Source organism: Gardnerella sp. DNF00476 (assembly GCF_049262735.1).
Taxonomy (GTDB): domain Bacteria; phylum Actinomycetota; class Actinomycetes; order Actinomycetales; family Bifidobacteriaceae; genus Bifidobacterium; species Bifidobacterium vaginale.
This window is the reverse complement of record NZ_CP058401.1, coordinates 1,126,973-1,144,705: the sequence shown is the minus strand read 5'-3', so window position 1 is coordinate 1,144,705 and position 17,733 is coordinate 1,126,973. Positions and strand designations below refer to the sequence as shown.

12 protein-coding genes and 3 tRNA genes are annotated in these 17,733 nt (G+C 42.6%); 2 read left to right on the top strand and 13 right to left on the bottom strand.

The genetic code is table 11. The features are described from left to right. Positions 1 to 101: 101 nt before the first annotated feature. Entirely contained in the window at positions 102 to 656 is a 555-nt protein-coding gene (gene hpt / locus HXT25_RS04555; protein WP_004112234.1) for a hypoxanthine phosphoribosyltransferase, read from the bottom strand. Between the two features lie 463 nt (positions 657 to 1,119). Between hpt and tilS the strand changes: the two genes are divergently transcribed. Continuing rightward, entirely contained in the window at positions 1,120 to 2,211 is a 1,092-nt protein-coding gene (gene tilS, locus HXT25_RS04550; RefSeq protein WP_248903216.1) for a tRNA lysidine(34) synthetase TilS, read from the top strand. Between the two features lie 188 nt (positions 2,212 to 2,399). Here tilS and HXT25_RS04545 read toward each other — a convergent pair whose 3' ends face one another. The 5 genes from HXT25_RS04545 to HXT25_RS04525 form a co-directional block, all read right to left on the bottom strand. Next, a complete protein-coding gene (locus tag HXT25_RS04545) occupies positions 2,400 to 4,184 on the bottom strand; it encodes a D-alanyl-D-alanine carboxypeptidase/D-alanyl-D-alanine-endopeptidase (protein ID WP_422118724.1) in 1,785 nt (594 codons plus the stop codon). A gap of 146 nt (positions 4,185 to 4,330) precedes the next feature. Beyond that, positions 4,331 to 5,983, bottom strand: a complete 1,653-nt coding sequence (locus HXT25_RS04540) for a hypothetical protein (protein ID WP_422118723.1) — start codon at positions 5,981 to 5,983, stop codon at positions 4,331 to 4,333. A 15-nt stretch (positions 5,984 to 5,998) separates the two neighbouring features. Continuing rightward, entirely contained in the window at positions 5,999 to 6,883 is an 885-nt protein-coding gene (locus HXT25_RS04535) for an ABC transporter ATP-binding protein (RefSeq protein ID WP_422118722.1), read from the bottom strand. A 159-nt stretch (positions 6,884 to 7,042) separates the two neighbouring features. Then, a complete protein-coding gene (locus tag HXT25_RS04530) occupies positions 7,043 to 8,269 on the bottom strand; it encodes a glycosyltransferase family 2 protein (RefSeq protein ID WP_004115768.1) in 1,227 nt (408 codons plus the stop codon). Continuing rightward, on the bottom strand, positions 8,266 to 9,858 hold the full coding sequence (locus HXT25_RS04525) for an AI-2E family transporter (RefSeq protein WP_004116951.1): 1,593 nt from the start codon (positions 9,856 to 9,858) through the stop codon (positions 8,266 to 8,268). Before HXT25_RS04525 ends, HXT25_RS04530 begins: the two co-directional genes overlap by 4 nt. Before the next feature lie 173 nt (positions 9,859 to 10,031). On the opposite strand from HXT25_RS04525, the gene glnA reads away from it, so the two are divergent. Beyond that, positions 10,032 to 11,468 carry a type I glutamate--ammonia ligase gene (gene glnA / locus HXT25_RS04520; RefSeq protein WP_004112221.1) on the top strand — a complete coding sequence of 479 codons (1,437 nt, stop codon included), beginning with the start codon at positions 10,032 to 10,034 and terminating at the stop codon, positions 11,466 to 11,468. Positions 11,469 to 11,537: 69 nt separating this feature from the next. Here glnA and HXT25_RS04515 read toward each other — a convergent pair whose 3' ends face one another. The 7 genes from HXT25_RS04515 to HXT25_RS04485 all read right to left on the bottom strand — a co-directional run bounded on the left by HXT25_RS04515 (position 11,538) and on the right by HXT25_RS04485 (position 17,732). Further along, positions 11,538 to 12,191, bottom strand: coding sequence for a peptide deformylase (locus HXT25_RS04515; RefSeq protein ID WP_004115770.1), 654 nt, complete (start codon positions 12,189 to 12,191; stop codon positions 11,538 to 11,540). A 305-nt stretch (positions 12,192 to 12,496) separates the two neighbouring features. Further along, positions 12,497 to 13,909 (bottom strand): phosphoglucosamine mutase, encoded by a 1,413-nt coding sequence (glmM, locus tag HXT25_RS04510; RefSeq protein WP_004112216.1) that lies wholly within the window; start codon positions 13,907 to 13,909, stop codon positions 12,497 to 12,499. A gap of 270 nt (positions 13,910 to 14,179) precedes the next feature. Then, positions 14,180 to 14,251 (bottom strand) — tRNA-Glu (locus HXT25_RS04505). Between the two features lie 74 nt (positions 14,252 to 14,325). Continuing rightward, positions 14,326 to 15,222 carry a tRNA (guanosine(46)-N7)-methyltransferase TrmB gene (trmB, locus tag HXT25_RS04500; protein WP_004115772.1) on the bottom strand — a complete coding sequence of 299 codons (897 nt, stop codon included), beginning with the start codon at positions 15,220 to 15,222 and terminating at the stop codon, positions 14,326 to 14,328. 166 nt (positions 15,223 to 15,388) lie between these two features. Beyond that, positions 15,389 to 15,461 (bottom strand) — tRNA-Phe (locus tag HXT25_RS04495). Between the two features lie 43 nt (positions 15,462 to 15,504). Further along, positions 15,505 to 15,578 (bottom strand) — tRNA-Asp (locus HXT25_RS04490). A gap of 102 nt (positions 15,579 to 15,680) precedes the next feature. Beyond that, positions 15,681 to 17,732 carry an ABC transporter ATP-binding protein gene (locus HXT25_RS04485; protein ID WP_004115774.1) on the bottom strand — a complete coding sequence of 684 codons (2,052 nt, stop codon included), beginning with the start codon at positions 17,730 to 17,732 and terminating at the stop codon, positions 15,681 to 15,683. Position 17,733: the final 1 nt, after the last annotated feature.

Sequence of the window (17,733 nt, the reverse complement as noted above, 5' to 3'; positions counted from 1 at the left end):
TATCCAGTACTTAATTATTCAAGATTACCTAAAATTAATCAAGATTTTTTAAGACTAACCAAAGTTTCTTAAGATTACTACTCAAAATCAATAAAGAATACTTAAGATTCATACACAGATGGCTTAAGAACCGCGATAGAATCAAGATTCCTATACTTTTCGTCGTAATCCATTCCAAAACCAACTACAAAAGCATCTGGAATCTCGAATCCAACGTAAGTAATATCAACTTCAACTTCGCGACGAGCAGGTTTAGTTAGAAGCGCAAACACCTTCACACTCGCAGCGCCTCTGCTCTTAAGCTCTTTAACGAGCCAATCCAAAGTCTTGCCAGAATCAACAATATCTTCAACAATAAGCACGTTTCGTCCGCGAACATCAGTAGTCAAGTCCTCACGAACCGTAATCTGACCGCTGCTTTTAGTGCCACTGCCATAACTGGAAAGACTCATGAAATCCATAGGAGCATTAAGACTAAGCTCCTGCGAGAAAACAGCAAGCGTGTTAACAGCACCCTTAAGAGCTGCAACAAGCAAAATATCGCGGTTCTCGTAGTCTTTACTAACTTGAGCCGCAACCTCACGAATACGCTTCATAAGTTCTTCGTGACTGATCAATTCGTAATCAATATCATCTCTTATATCAGCAATCTGCATGCTAACTATGATTGCATAAACGAATGACGGACGTGTTACAACTTACGCATTATGATTTAGATGCCAAGCGCTGTGGAGATTCGAGATTTTTTGCAGCGAATGAAGCGAACCTCAGCATGAAATGGTGATTCGCTGAAGTAGCAAGAAAAATCGAGAATCTCGGTGATTAAGCTATACGCAATTGTTTTAGTACGTAAGAGGGCTGGGTGATTCTTGGTCGAACAATATAAGAGCGGCAGCCGATACCAAATAATCCAATGATCAACCACTACAAACAAACATCAACCAAAAAACAAAATCAAAACCAAATCGGAACAACCGCAACACCGGACAACACGTAAGAGGCAGAGCGTTGTGAGACAAGAAACACCCAGCCCTCACACAACACCAAACAAGGAAGTTCAACAAGCTTCAACATGGTATACATTTACGCAACTTACACATTATGATTTAGACTATAAGCATGGTTTACTCACCTAGTTGGCGTAAAGGAATTGGCGAAGTAAAACGCTGCTTCGATAATCTTGGGCTAGAAGTGCAAGGTCCACAATTCTTGCAGCACGGGCAACATTTGGCTTTACCAAACGCACCAATCGTGCTGGTAGCATGCTCTGGAGGACGCGATTCGCTAGCATTAACAGCACTGGCAGTCAAAGTGTGCGCAAGCAGAGGTATTCGATGTGCAGCGATTATAGTGAACCACAACATGCAAGAAGGATCCGCAAAAGTTGCACAAAACGCTGCTAATACTGTTGCAAGTTTAGGAGTAGACAAATCACTTATATTCGTTGAGTCCGTGCAAGTTAAAGATGGCGAAAAAGGAGAAGAATCTGCAGCAAGAGACGCTAGATACGCTGCTATTATTGACGCGGCTAAGGATTTGGGTGCATCCGCAGTTCTTTTAGCGCACACAGCTGACGATCAAGCAGAAACAGTGATTATAGGTTTACGAGACTCTGCAGGTCTTGAAGCTGTAGCTGGAATGAAAAATATTACGGTTCGAAGTGGAATACGTTTTGCTAGACCGCTAATTAACCTTAGAAGACTTGAAACAACCAATATTTGCAAAGATTTGGGCATTGAGTGGTGGGATGATCCAACAAACGGCGATTTAACACAAAGCGATGTTGAACTACCAAAGTCATACCCTCTTCGCTCAAGAATAAGACATACTCTAATGCCTTATATTTCACGGTTTTTTGCTACAGACATGACTTTACTACTTGCCAAAGGTGCCAAATTTGCACAAGACGATTTAGATTACATTAATTCTCAAGTTGACATAATAGAAAAAGAGACGATTTTAAAGCAAAATTATGATTCTTGCGCACACGAAGTAAAAATAGCAATATCACCTTTAACAAAACAACACACTTCGATAAGACGCAGAATAATCGCCCGCGCTCTAACCGCCGCTGGAATACGTTTTTCGTCAAATCATATAGAATCAATCGACGAGCTAATTACAAACTGGCACGGTCAAAAACCTGTAGCGCTGCCTGGCGGATATGCGGCAAGCAGAAAATCACAGACTATAACTATTTGCGAACGCTAGCGATTTCCCGATTTTGTTGCTGATTTTTCCATTTTGAACAACATTCTCGGTAAGTCGCTCGCGCGTTACAGCGCGCGAACGACTTCGCTTGCGTTGAAAGCACACCGTGCTTTCAACCTTAAGCAAGCTCAGCGCGCCAAATTGCCTTCGCGCGCTACGCTTTAAGCGCTCCGGCAGGTTGGCGCGCACTAAAGATTAGTTAGCTCGGCCATCATCTTATTAATGCCAACATAAGTGTAGTTAACATCTCCAGGAGGATTAACAACAACCGCAAAGGTTAGCGCGCCTCCCGACTTTCTAGAAACGTTGCCAACCATAGATGACACATCACCCAGAAAACCAGTTTTAACACGCAGTAAGCCAGCTGCCGAAGGATCTGACAAACGATGGCGTGCCGAAGTGCACCATACACCAGGTAAAGCTAAGCCTTCTGCTGCTGCAGCACCTTTACCGATTTTAAGATTCTGAGCCTGAACTTGCACAAGAGTCACAGCGCGAATAGCGGATTTAGGCGAAAGCCCAGAACAATCAGACATGTGCAATCCGTTTATATCAACGCCTAAATCGCGCAAAACGTCGCGTACAGCGTCTGTGGCACCTTCTGGAGAATTACTTTTACGCATAGCGAGCGCAGTAAGACGACCAAATTCTTCCGCAATAGAATTGTCCGAATGCCTTAGCATATATGCCATAATTTCGTTAAGTGGAGCAGAAGAAACGCGGGCTATTTGCTTAAAATCAGAGGAAATCATCGGTTTTCTAGAGCTAACATATATGGATGATAATCCATCAATCTTGGAAGTTTTGCCAATTTTTGCAGAATCAGTGCTCCAAGTTCTCACGTCAATACCAAATTTTTTGAGTAGATTCGCAAAAATTAATCCCGTACTTACAGCTGGATGCCGATCTAAAAGTGGATAATCATCTGGGTCATCAGCATCATTGCCAGCAGCCACCCATGCTGCAAAATTACGATCTCTGCCTTCATCAACAGCTAAAGACGATGTTGGCGCATAAAAACGTCCTTCTTCATCATTTTCATGAATCAAATCAGGATAGCGTTTCTCTCCAAACAAGGAATCATCAACAGCAAGCTCAACAACTTTTACACCTTGTTTTTTAAGCGAATTCACAGTATTGCTAGCAAGGGTTTCAAGACCAGCTCTACCATTTACATGATTTGGATCATTGGTTGCAGCACCCATCAGCATATCGCCGCCGCCATGAAGAACGAGCCTAGCAAAACCATTTTTCACTCCAGATACAGCAGAATCAGCATTTCTAGAGCTTCCAACATAGTTTGCGTAAACTGTTGTAGAAAGAGTCGATCCCATGTCTAGAACATGCGAGGCAGCTAGAGCCGTAAGCGTTTTCATAGTAGACGCCGGCTGCAAAGCAAGATTTTCATTTTTAGCAGCTATAATCTTTCCGTTTGCATCAGCAATAACAGCTGAAGCATTAGGACCAAGACCTGGATATTCAAAAAATTCCTTCAAAATCTTTTCCGCAGATGACTTGTCAACAGGCTTATTCTTATCCACCTGCTTAATCAAGCTAGCATATTTAGCTAATCTCTTAGGTTTGGGGCTAGTTAACTTTTGAAAAATCTTATGATCACGCGCAGCAATTTCAAACTGATTAATAAAACGATTTTGCAAAATATCTTGGCAATCAAACAGAATATAGCCACCCATTAAAGAAATTACGCCAATTACCGATATTAAGCAGACTAGAAAACGGTTTTTTAGCCTAGAGCCATTGGCGTGGTTTTCTACACTAAGTTCGGTTGCTGGCGATTCATCCAATGTTTCGGCTTGCTTTTTTTGCGATACTGTTGGCGAGGATACTTTTTGCGATACTGTTTGCAAACTGGACTTAAAACCAGCTTTTTCCCTAGCCTCTTTCGACGTGAAAGCATCTTCTGGAATCTCGACTATGTTATCTAGATTCTTAAGGTCTTCATCGTCTTGCATGCGCACGCCGCCTATGTGTATGTACTTAAGTTGTATGTGTATGTACTTAAGTTAATTGCAATTCTTTACAACTATACAAACTATACACTTGCATATGCCGAGAGTAAGTTTGTGCGCATAATTTTTAAAGGCGTGCGCAGTAATACTCAAGCAGTAATCGATGCGAATCTGCGCAAGTTTTCTACAATGCGAATTATGCGCTTATCCATCACTTTACCGCCCAAAATAACGCCAACAACCAGAACGATTGCACCGTTTATTACAAACAGTATGCTTGCAATCCACAAAAGATTCATGTTAATAGCCACAAACACAATAGCCAAAGCAATAGACGGAATCATGCATACGAAAGATAGCAGCATAAAACCTATTGGAGCAAAAGATCTAGCGCCAGCAGAGCCTTGCGGCCTAGAAAATGGCTTTTCGATTGATGATACAGGGTACATTGCAATGCACGAAGAGATTAAGCCGATTCCTATGGTAGCAAAAGCTATTCCGATTGGTGAAAGAGTTTGGAACAGAATTGCATTTACACTTTGATGAACATTTAATACGAAGAAAAGAAAAACGTAAACTCCTACTCCAAGAATCGCAAAATACACAGCGCAAATGGCGGACCAAACTATTGCGTGCGCTAAGCGATCGTGCAAGCCTTTTACACCAATAATCGCGTGCATAGTAAAAGCTGTGCCATCGTATGCAATATTGTTTCCAACAACCATGCCCATAAGCGAAGCAGCATAGATAAGCCAGCAAGAAACACCTAAGTCCTGTGCCATAGAAGCAAATCCTTTAGTTTTGAAAGTAGCTCCTCCTGCAACTATCAGCATAAAAAGCGGCGTAAGAAGCAAAAACAGTTGACGCATGTCTCTTCTCATAACGCTAATAATTCGCGCAATAATCGCACCAACTGTGTTGTCTGGAACTGCTGCAAATAAGCCGATTCCTTTAGTTTTAACAACTGTTTTTTGCTCGCCGCGAAGTAGCTTCGGCTCTAATTTTGCGCAAAATACGGATATTGCAAAGCAAACAGCAATCGTTACAACGCAAATAAAGAAGCGAATAACAAGCGCAAGCCAATTGCCATTAATGGCGTCAAGAGGCAAAGCCATAGCAGCACTTAATGGTGTAAAAGCGGAAACAGCGCAGAAACTTGAGCCAAACACAATTCCATTTGGCGTACTGCTATGCCTGTTCATTGACGCAACAAAAAGCATGTACGCTACGAAAATAACAAAGTAAAAAATGTTTCTTGAACGCTTGTTTATTAAAATAGTATCCAAAAGCTCAATAAGCATTTTGCTTAAAGACACGATTGTTGCAACATAAAGCGGAGCTGCAATTACGCTTACTAAAACTGGTAAAATTCCAAAGTTTCTGTACGCTAAAGACCACAAAGCAAGCGCGATTGTACAGCTTATTGAAAACGCTCCAAAAAGAGAGCCAAGAAGCATACCAGCTTGCTGCTTTACGTGAGGAATGCCATAAAGCGCAAAACTGCGCGATTTTAGTGTTGTGTCGCTGCCGAGCATAAACAGGTTTATAAACAGCGTAAAAATTGATGCAATCGACGCAATCATTATTGGAACAACTTGGAATTCCTGCCAATTTTTAGTATCTGCAAGCATTCCTGGATCAAGATACTTTCCCGCTTGAAAACCAGCAAAACCAAGAGCGCATATAATCGCAAGTCCAAAAACAATGACTATACCAAAGCCGATTTTTTGCCAAATCGACTTTCGCATAACAGAAAAAGTAAGCGCCCAGCGAAGGCGAACCATTGTGAAAATCATAGACATTACGGCTCTCCTTTTTTAAGCGTTGAGATCGGTGGAAGATGCAGGAGCGTTGTCAGACTTACCACCGTTAAGCCAGTCGATGCGCGCAGCCGCGTGACGTCCGCCAACAAGCTCCATAAAGCGATCTTCAAGATCTTTGCCCTGAGCAACTTCTTCAAGAGTGCCAGAAGCTGCAACATGACCTTCGTTAATAATCGCCACGTGCGAGCACATTTTTTCAACCAATTCCATAACGTGCGAAGAAATAATCACCGTTCCGCCAGTAGAAACATACTCGGCAAGAATATCCTTCAAATTTGCGCTAGAAACAGGGTCAACTGCCTCAAAAGGCTCGTCCAACACAAGCACGCGCGGGCTGTGAATCATAGCTGTTGCAAGGCAAATCTTCTTCGTCATACCAGTTGAATAGTCAGAAACAATAGTATTTGCAGCTTCTGTTAAGTCGAAAGCAGAAAGCAAGTCGTTTGCACGCTTTACGGATTCCGCACGGCTCATATCGCGAAGCATGCCAGCGTATGTTAAAAGCTGAAGGCCAGTAATCGTCTTAAAAATCTCATCTGCTTGTGGCATTAAACCGATTGCGCGCTTAGCACGATTTACGTCGCTCCAAACGTCGTTGCCAAAAATCGAAGCCGAGCCAGCATCTGGCATAAGCAAGCCCGTAAGCATTTTAATCGTAGTGGTTTTGCCAGCACCGTTCGGACCTACCAATCCGTAGAAAGAGCCTGCTGGAATGTCTAAAGAAAGATTATCTACAGCAACTTTTTTGCCAAAAGTCTTAACAAATCCGCGAATAGAAACCGCAGGAACATCTGCATTGCTACTATCACTTGAATAAGTGTTTACGCCAAAAACTGGAACACTGCCAGACATATTTGCAGAAGGAACAGAATCTACCATAAGAACCTCGCAACATACAGATAAACGCACGTATTGCGCTACATTATTGCACAATCGCACGTTTACACCAAGGCCTCTATTATCTCATATATTGCGTATAAACACACTACGATGCAGGTCGTCGTTCGCACGCTCTAAGCGAAAAGGCAGGTCGAAGCGCTACCGACCCGTGTGGTGAATCGGCTTCCACTCGCTCTTAGAGAACACAGCTTGGAACGCAATCGGCACGTACGAAAGCATAAAAATAGGGAAGCTTAGTGCGTACGCAAAAAGCTCTTTGTTAGTGGCTCCAAGCTTATCGTGTTCTACAAGAATGGTAAGCGAAACAAACACCATCATACCTAAAACGCTTGTGACAGTAGTGGTTATAAAGTTAAGCGTCGAGTCAATCTGGCTTGTCCAAGTGACGAATCCAAACGCGGCAAAAATAAATCCGAGTATGAGTCGCACAATCGCAAGCACCATAAACGGGCATAGCATAAGCGTAAAGTCAACTGACGAAAAATCGCGCTCGCGGATTCCGTGACGTATAAGAGCTGCTCCGTAATAGCGGAACACTTGCAAGAAGCCTTTACTCCAGCGCAACCTCTGTCTCCAGCTTTGCCTAAACGATACTGGCTGCTCGTCGTAGAGAACCGCCGATCCGCAATAACCCACTTTGTCGCCGTGCAAAATCGAGTCCATTGTAAACTCAAGGTCTTCTGTAAGCAGATGGAATTTCCACCCGCGATTTCTGTGCATGATTTCGCGCGAAAACATGAATCCTGTTCCGCCTGCATGGCAGCTAGACCCAAAAAGCATGCGCGAATTGTTGGTAAATCGCGATTCGCGTATAAACCACAATGCCGACCCAGAAGACACCCAATTATCCGATAAATTCACTGAGTTTCGGTAGCTTGTTAGAATCTGGTATCCTGCATGGAATCCTTTGTTCATCTCTTCAAAATAGTGCAAATCCAGCTTATTATCGGCATCGAAAACAAAGTACGCGTCGTAATCTTTGTCTTTTCCAAGCTCCATTATGTGATCCAGCAGGTAGCTTAAAGCGTAGCCTTTGCCAATATGCTGCTTGTCGAATCGCTCTATAACATTGCACCCGTACTCTCTTCCAACTTGCGCCGTGCTGTCGGTGCAATTGTCGGCGACTAGCCAAATGTCGATTAATTTTTGATCGTAAGTTTGGGATTGTATGCATTTTATGAGGTTTCCTATTACAGCTTCCTCATTGCGCGCGGATATTAGAACGGCGTAATGCTTGTCCATTGGTGCTTGCGGAAACACAATAGGCTTTGCTACAAGCGATGCGACTGCGCAAACACCTTGATATACAACGCTACTTACGCCAATTATGATTACTAAAACGTCGAAAATAGACAAAAGAATCATTTATTCCACCCACTTCGTGGATTACTATTTGAGTTTGTTGCTTTTTTATTTTCTTTTTTATTTTCGTTTGGAATTGTACCAAATTTATTTGTTTTTGACTTTAGTTCTTCCTTATCTTGATCGGTTGCTTGCGACTTATCCGAATCTGAATTTTCTGCGCGCTTTTTAGCAATATCCTTATTTACAGCGTCTAAAATATCGCGTGAAATTGCCATAGTTTCAACATACCCAGAATCGTCAACTGAATTTTCATTTTCAATAGTTTCGTCTGAAGAATTATAGGCTTGCTTATACCAATACATAATGTCTTCGTTAATAGATACTCGAGATGAAGATCCTTTCATAACTCTAAGCACACTATCTTTAACAGGTTTAACAAAACTGTTTCTTATAGTTTCAACACTCGTAACCATAATTGATTTACGATTAGGCTTTGGATCGTCCATTAAAGGTGAAGAAACTAGATTGTATTGTTTTGTACAAACTTTGAGAATTGCCTGCAAACTAGCGGTTACTGGAAGTGCTAAGAATGCACCGAGAGCACCAAACACAGCACCCATAATCAACACCGATAAAAAGGCTACTGCAGGATTTAAGTCCATGGTTTTTTCGGAAATCTTAGGGGAAATCACCATGTTTTCAATCTGCTGATAAATTGTCACAAAAATCAAAACTGCTATAGCTGATCCAAAACCATTAGATCCCCACGCAAATAAAATTGGCAGTGCTCCACCTAAATATGTTCCTATTGTCGGAACAAATTGCGAAACGATTCCACAAAACAGTGAAAGCGGAAGCCAATATGGAACATTCATGAATATTAGGAAAATCGCAGTACCCGTTGCGTTAATAGCTGCCAAAATTGTGCGCGAAAATAGGAAGCTTGATATCTGCTCCTGTACAACGGACCAGATAAATAAAAATCGCCTCTGAGATTTAGGATTCAACAGCCTACACACACTTCTGCGCATAGAAGGACCAGCTGCAGAAATGTAATAGGTCACCATAAGAATAGTGAGTAAATCAAGCAAAACCGCCAATAATCCCCACGTTGTATTAATTGCTTGTCCAGCGAAATCTACAACCCAAGAGGTTTGAACGTGTTTAAGAATTTCCATGCCGAGTTGCTCAATGTTTGGCATTTTGAAACCAGTGGAATTTAGTACAAAATGGGCAAACTGGTTGTATAAATCAGGTAGACCTAAAACCATGGAAACTGCTTGTTGCACAAAAAGATTACCAAAAAGCACAAGAAGCAAAATAACTATTACAAGCAGCCCAAACAAGCTTGCCAAAGATGCAAAAGCTCTACTCCACCCGTGTTTTATGAGCCGCACAACAAGAGGTTCAATTGCCAACGCTATAAAAATGGATACTACAACATCGAAGACTATAAAGGCGATATTTCCCCAAGCAAACCATACAAAAATCGCTACGAACGCTGCAATAACAGCATACATAAGCGCGCGGCTAAGCCAATCTGGCGGGCGCCTATCATCCCCTTTGGCTGGGAAAATCGCGGATAAATCAAGCTTTGCACTTGTGCTGTGATTATCTATACTGCCTTCATGTTGTTCTTTATTATTCATAAAATACATTGTACTTTATAACGTGGGAGCACGAGCCGCTTGCATGTTTTGTGCATATAAACACAAATAAGTAGCGTGTAACACAATCGTAACCAGATAGTCGAGTCGCTGAAATCCAAAATCTTATGCAACAATCTAAACTATTTACTGAGATTTTTACGAAAGGATTGTGCATGACCACTTTACAAACTAAAGAAGATGCCGAAGCTTTGATTAAGCAAGAAGGCATTGAATACGTATCAGTTCGATTTACCGATTTGATTGGCGTTCAGCAGCATTTTACTGTGCCTGCAAGCGAGTTCTTAAACAGCGCTTTTACAGATGGGATGGCTTTCGACGGCTCTTCTATGCAAGGATTCCAAGCTATTAACGAGTCCGATATGAAGCTGATTCCAGACGTAGACACCGCATACATTGACCCATTCCGCAAGCATAAGACTTTGAATGTTGCTTTTTCGATTGTGGATCCTGTAACAGACGAGCCTTATTCTAGGGACCCTCGCCAAGTGGCAATTAAAGCCGAAGCCTACTTAAAGGCAACTGGCATTGCCGATACCGCAAGCTTTGCTCCAGAAGCCGAGTTCTTCATTTTTGACAAGGTGCGTTTTGCAAACGACATGCAACGCTCCTTCTACGAGGTGGATTCCAACGAAGCTCCATGGAATTCTGGCATTGATACTGAAGATGATGGCAGCAACAACATTGGTTTTAAGAATCGCGTAAAGCACGGCTACTTCCCTGTTCCACCTGTTGATCATAATCAAGACTTGCGCGACGACATGGTTTACAACCTTCAAAAGGTTGGCTTGATTCTTGAGCGTTCTCACCATGAGGTTGGCGGCGCAGGTCAGCAGGAAATCAACTACCGTTACAATACGCTTGTTCATGCTGGCGACGACTTAATGAAATACAAGTACGTTGTTCACGAGACTGCTGCTTTGGCTGGTAAGGCTGCAACATTTATGCCAAAGCCAATTGCTGGAGATAACGGCACTGGCATGCACTGCCATCAGTCGCTTTGGAAGGATGGTAAGCCATTGTTCTATGCGGAAACTGGTTATGCTCAGCTTTCCGATATTGCGCGTTGGTACATTGGCGGCTTAATTAAGCACGCGTCTTCTGTGCTCGCTTTTACAAATCCTTCACTTAACTCTTACCACCGCCTTGTTCCAGGATACGAAGCCCCAGTCAACTTGGTTTACTCTGCTCGTAACCGTTCTGCAGCTATTCGTATTCCTCTTGCTGGTGAGGCTCCTTCTGCTAAGCGTATTGAGTTCCGCGCTCCGGATCCTTCCTGCAATCCATTCTTAGCGTTCTCTGCTCAGCTTATGGCTGGCTTAGACGGCATTATGAACCACATTGAGCCTCCTGCTCCTGTTGATAAAGATCTCTACGAGCTTCCTCCAGAAGAGCATGACGGCATTAAGCAAGTTCCTTCTTCGCTTGGTGAAGCTTTGCAAGCTTTGGAAGAAGATCACGACTTCCTTATGCAAGGAGATGTGTTTACTAGCGACTTGATTGAAACTTGGCTTAATCTAAAGCATGAAGAGATGGATATGGCTCGTTTGGCTCCAACGCCACTCGAGTATGAGCTTTACTTCCATATCTGATATTTGTGATTAATAAAATCCCCCGCAAGAAAACTTGTGGGGGATTTTATTTTGCATTCGTCTTTTATTTTAAATCGCAAAACCGAGTGTTCTAGCAGCAGTTACAGGAACAGCCTCATCAGACCAATAATCCTCAAGATTTTCATCTGTAGAAAGCGAGCGCATCTCAGCACGATCAATATAAAGCTCTCCGCGTAAATGATCTGTTTCATGCTGGAAGATTCGCGCTGGCCAACCATGTAAACGTTCAGAATGCTGCTTACCATCTTCATCTTGCCATGTAGCTTGAATATCTAACCAACGCTGACGAACCGCCTGATATCCTGCAACACTCAAGCATCCTTCGTAAAAACTGCGTGTTTGTGTTCCAATTGGTTCATAGTGGGGATTTATGATCGCCCTAAATGGCAATTCTGCAATATCCCTAGGATCATCTGCATCGTCTCGAACATGGTCTTCTACAACAGCAATTGCAAGACCTAAACCAATTTGCGGAGCAGCTAAGCCAACTCCTGGTGCATCTAACATAGTGCTGTGCATAAGCGAAATAAGCTTATTAAGAGTAGCACGCGTTAGCTGACCATCGTAAGCCACTGTTCGTTGTCTTAACACAGGCTCTCCTGCTTGAACTATAGATAGCACGCCATCGTCTGTAGCGGAATCTAAAAGGCGCTCCACCGCGCGGCTAAGCTTAGTATCAACACTTGCGTGATGCGTAAACATAGGGCTCCTTTACCAAGGCTAATTCTACAAAACTTCTAAAGTAATTTACAAAGCCAACTTTGATTATTGTTGCTAAATCACATACGCTCAAACAACAATACCAAAAGGATTAGTATATCAAGGTTATCTGTTTTTTGTAGCTGTAAACGGCGTGTCTAACAACATTCTCAGGAAATCGCTCGCGCGTTACAGCGCGCTCACGTCTTCGCCGCGCAGAAGCAGTGCTTCTGATCTAAGCGGCTCAGCGCTCCGAATTACCTTTTCGCGCTACGCTCTAAGCGAAAAGGTAGGTCGTCGCGCGAGCGCTACAGCTTAAGATTATCAGTTACAACTTGCGCAAGTCGTGCACAAACCTCATCTGCTTGCTCTTGCGTTGCAGCTTCACACATAACGCGCACAAGTGGTTCTGTTCCGCTTGGTCGAAGAAGAACGCGCCCCGTATCTCCCAAAAGCGCGCTTTCTTTTTCTACCGCTTTAAGAACAGCAGCATTAGTTTTAGCTGCCATCTTATCTACATTCGGCACATTGACTAAGCATTGCGGAAGCTGAGGGAAGTCGGCAGCCATTTGCGAAAGCTTCTTGCCTTCGCGCACAACCTCGCGACACAGCGTAAGTGCTGTAAGTGTGCCATCTCCCGTGGTTGCAAACTCGCGATTAATCACATGACCCGACTGTTCACCGCCAAGAGAATAATCGCCTCTAAGCATCTCTTCTAGAACGTAGCGGTCTCCGACGCTTGTTTGAACAGTGGAAATACCCATGTCTTTTAGCGCAAGCTTTAATCCAAGATTGCTCATTACTGTAACAACAAGAGTATTGTGATTCAGCTTTCCTTCGGCTTTCTTAGAACGCGCAAGAATGCCCATAATTTGGTCGCCATTAACCATGTTTCCTTTTTCGTCTACAGCTAGGCAACGGTCTGCATCACCATCGAAAGCTACTCCTAAATCGGCGTTAGACGCCTTAACCATAGCTTGCAATTGTTCTGGATGTGTGGAACCTGCGTGATCGTTAATATTGTATCCATCTGGAGAAGCGTTAATTACTATTACTTCTGCGCCTGCTCTGCGCAATGCTTCTGGTGCTACTACAGACGTTGCACCATTTGCGCAGTCTGCCACAACTCTTAATCCCGAAAGAGGTTTTGGACGTGTTGATGTTTCGCTGTTTAATGGAGCAACAGAAGAAACGAGGTGATCGATGTAAAGGTTTGTTGCGGTAATAGTGTCATGGCTGATTCGTCCAACGCCGCTGCCTGTAGGACGCTGCCATTCTTTGCCTAAAACAGCCTCAATCTCGTCTTCTTTGCTATCTGGAAGTTTGAAGCCTCCGCGTGCAAAGAACTTAATGCCGTTATCTGGCATTGGGTTATGCGAAGCAGAGATCACAGCTCCCATTTCTACATTGAGCACAGAAGTTAGAAAAGCCACGCCAGGAGTTGGTATTATGCCAGCATCGATCACATCAAAACCGCCCGCACTCATTCCAGCAGCCAAAGCCGATGCTAAAAAGTCTCCAGAAACTCTAGTATCTCGCCCAACCAACGCTCTGCGTCGAGCATGCATTTTCTTCCCTGCATCTTCGTTATGCGACTCGCTACTATGCGTTGCTTCACCTAAAACACGTACTGCAGCATCTCCTAAATCCAACGCAAGCTGCGCGGTTAAATCTCGATTGGCTAATCCCCTAACACCATCTGTTCCGAACATATTTGGCATAACCAGCCTCTTTCGTCTAACTAATAGTCATTGCTATTTACACATTTTGTATATTATCTACAAATAATCTTGTAAACACACGCTGTTCATTATTTTACCCTGCATGCCACTAAACGCGCCACTGACCACTGACATAATCTTATTTCTTATTTGCAATTAACTTTGGTTGAATTACGGGTAATCGGGGTAATCGCTACCCTGAAATCACTACTTGCAACAAGAGATTGATAATCAAAAAGCCACTTAGCAAACTAAGTGGCTTAGAATTTGTACCCCCTAAGAGAGTCGAACTCTTGTTGTCAGATTGAAAGTCTGGTGTCCTAACCGTTAGACGAAGGGGGCTTTAACCAAACCATATGATATTAACACTCATAAACTCACATAGCAAATTACGGCGTGTTGAATCATTTCGTCACTCATTTAGCAACATAAGTCAAATCGTGAATTTTTCTACCTGCTTCTAATCCTTTACGCTCAAAATTCGTCAAAACCCTACCTTCAAATCTTACAGATTCCGCGAAATCAGCATGAGGTAAATCTTTAGCATCTTGAGCATTGCCCTTACCAACATGCTCAATCGGCAAACTTACTTGTAACTTTCCAGTATTTTCAAAATCTTCTCGTTCATCCATAACTTCATGAACATGTAGTGCATAATCCTCAATATCCGTAGCAATTCTCCAAACACCTTTATCAATAAGTGCGTTATGCACCGCATCTGCCAAAGACGGCTGCACAATCCTACGCTTGTGATGTCTCATTTTAGGCCATGGATCTGGGAAGAAAGTCCAAACTTCTTTCAAAACACCATTAGAGCATGAAGCTAGAAAATCAGGTGCATTAACTTGCGCTATTCTAAGATTTTCTACACCCTGTTTTCCAGCTAATAGCATTGTGTGTGCCACTCCTGGATCATAAACTTCTAGTGCAAGAAAATTAATATTTGGATTTGATTCGGCTGCGGCTACAATATTTTCGCCCTGACCAGATCCTATTTCTACAATAAGAGGATTCGAATTACCCCAATTTTTAGCAACCCAGTTGGAGTCTACCAGCAAATCGCTTTTTACACGTAAAGACCCTAAACTATCTTCAACATTTAATAAATATTGGCTTGAATATCGCTCTTTTGCTCGCTCAAGACGCGCGTCCAAACGAGCAGACCTTCTTACAAAAGAAAGAATTACTCTAGCAGAACTGTCTTTATCATCTTTATTGTTTTTATGCTTATTCATACAATTCAATTCATCAGATTCCAAAATATTGGATTCTAATTCGTCAGATTGCAAATTTACTATTTGAGATTCTTCCACTTTATTCCACTTCTATTCACATAAAATTGTTCAACTACGACTCATAATATCAACTCATCGTATGGTATCAAAGCAGCAAAACAGGGTGAGGATGGATAATGTAGGTAAGACGCAAAAACAAAAAGCGCTAGAAGCAATCAAACACTTCTAACGCTTATTTTGACAGTGGCTCCGAGCGGGATCGATCCGCTGACCTAACGATTTTCAGTCGTTCGCTCTACCAACTGAGCTACAGAGCCATGATGAATAAAAAACCCGGCGAACCGGGTATTCTATTAATCGCGACCCCGGCCGGACTTGAACCGGTGACCTCCGCCGTGACAGGGCGGCGCTCTAACCAACTGAGCTACGGGGCCGTGGCTTTGTTCTCTCGAACAGCCGAGTCACTATCTTACAGAATCCTTAGCAAAATGCAAGTGCCGCGCGTGTTCGGCGTGTTGCAGCACAAAATCAAGCTATTATTCAAGCTCAGCAGCTCCAGTGCAAAGCTGATAATACTCCCCACGTTTTGCCAATAATTCCTCATGCGAACCGCGTTCAATAATGCGACCGTGATCCAGCACCATAATCACATCAGAATTGCGCACTGTGGACAGTCTGTGAGCGATTACAAATACAGTGCGCCCTTCCATCAAAGAATCCATTCCACGCTGAACTAATTCTTCAGTATGCGTGTCAATCGATGAAGTTGCTTCATCGAGAATCAACACAGGCGGATTTTCTACTGCAGCACGAGCAATAGAAATAAGCTGCTTCTGACCTTGAGAAAGCCCTTCACCGCCATTGTTAAGCTGCGTATTGTATCCGTCAGGAAGATGAGAAATAAACGCGTCAGCATGAGCCAATTTTGCAGCTTGAATACAATCTTCGTCGCTAGCATCAAGATTTCCATAACGAATATTGTCCATTATTGTGCCAGTAAATAAATTCACATCTTGCAAAACAGTGCCAATAGCGTGACGCAAATCCGTTTTGCAAATATCGCGCACGTCAATGCCATCATACAAAATTTGCCCATCATCAATGTCGTAAAAACGCGTAAGAAGGTTAGCAATAGTAGTTTTTCCAGCACCTGTAGCTCCAACAAGAGCAACTTTTTGACCAGGTTTTGCAAACCACGTAATATCGTGCAAAACTGGATGATCTTCTTTGTAGCCAAACACAACATCCGTAAAACGCACGTCGCCTCGAAGCAAAGTATAGCGGCCATCCTTAGAAGTGCGAGCATCTCGCTTTGCATGGCACACAATCTCTTGAGCCATTTCACTTAAGTTTTGAGCGCACTTTTTAGCTTTAGTGCCATTATCTTGCTTTGACCTTTTCCAAGCCCAATAAATATTGTTTCCTTCAGATTGTTCGTCTACTTCTTCAAGCACATCAAATGCTGATTTTTCTCCAAGATCTTCAGCAGACTGAAGTACACGCACTTTAACTAATTGCACACTGCCAGAATCAAGTTCTGGCTTTTCATCAAGTAACTCAAAAATACGAGAAGCTCCTGCAAGAGCCATCATAAGTGCGTTAGCTTGCATTGTAATTTCGCCAATAGGGTTAATAAATGCGCGCGAAAGTGCCAGCAAAGATATAAGCGTACCTAATGTAAGAGTACTAGATCCAGATAATCCCAGCGTTGGCAAACCAGCTGAAGCAGCCCACGCACCAAGTAAAGCAATTAATACATAAAGCAAATAGCTTGCATTACTAATAACAGGCATTACATTATTCGCATAAGAATTGGCACTTGCAGAAATTTTTTGCACTTTTTCTATGCAATTATCTAATTTTTCAATAGAATCTGTCTCATGATTAAAAATTTTAATCACTTTGCTGCCTGTTGCAGATTCTTCAACAAACTCATTTAACTCGCCTAATGCATGCTGGAATTGCTCAAATAAACTGCCAGATTTCTTTAGCATAAAACGCACTAAATAAAGCAACATTGCAGTAAATATAGCTACAAAAACTGCAACCGGAAGCGATAGGCACATAATAGATATAAACGCTGCCAAAATCGACATTAGTGCAGAAAAAGAGTCCGGAAATGCCCACGAAATTGCCTCACGAAGAACCTCAGTATCGTTTGTGTAACGGCTCATAATATCGCCGTAACCTTGAGAATCTAAGTAACGCAATGAAAGCTTCTGCTGATGCTTAAACATAGAATCTCGCAAATCACGCATAACACTTTCAGATATATTCGCAACAAGCCTGCTCCAAAGCCAAGAACAAAACACACCAACAGCGTAAACACTTGCCATCAGAATAATCATGCGAACAAGAGGCGTCCAATCCTGATTATGCTTACCGACAAGCGGAAGAATATACGAGTCAACAAGAGATTGCAAAAACATTGCGCTTGCAGCTTGCACGATTGCGCTAACTATTATTGATGCAATAATTACGCAAATTTTAACTCGATACACAAGCACATAAGAGGCAAGTCTGCTAAGAGTTTTCCAACTAATAGCTGAATCATTTTTAGAAGAGTGAGCCGTTTTATTATTAGCCATT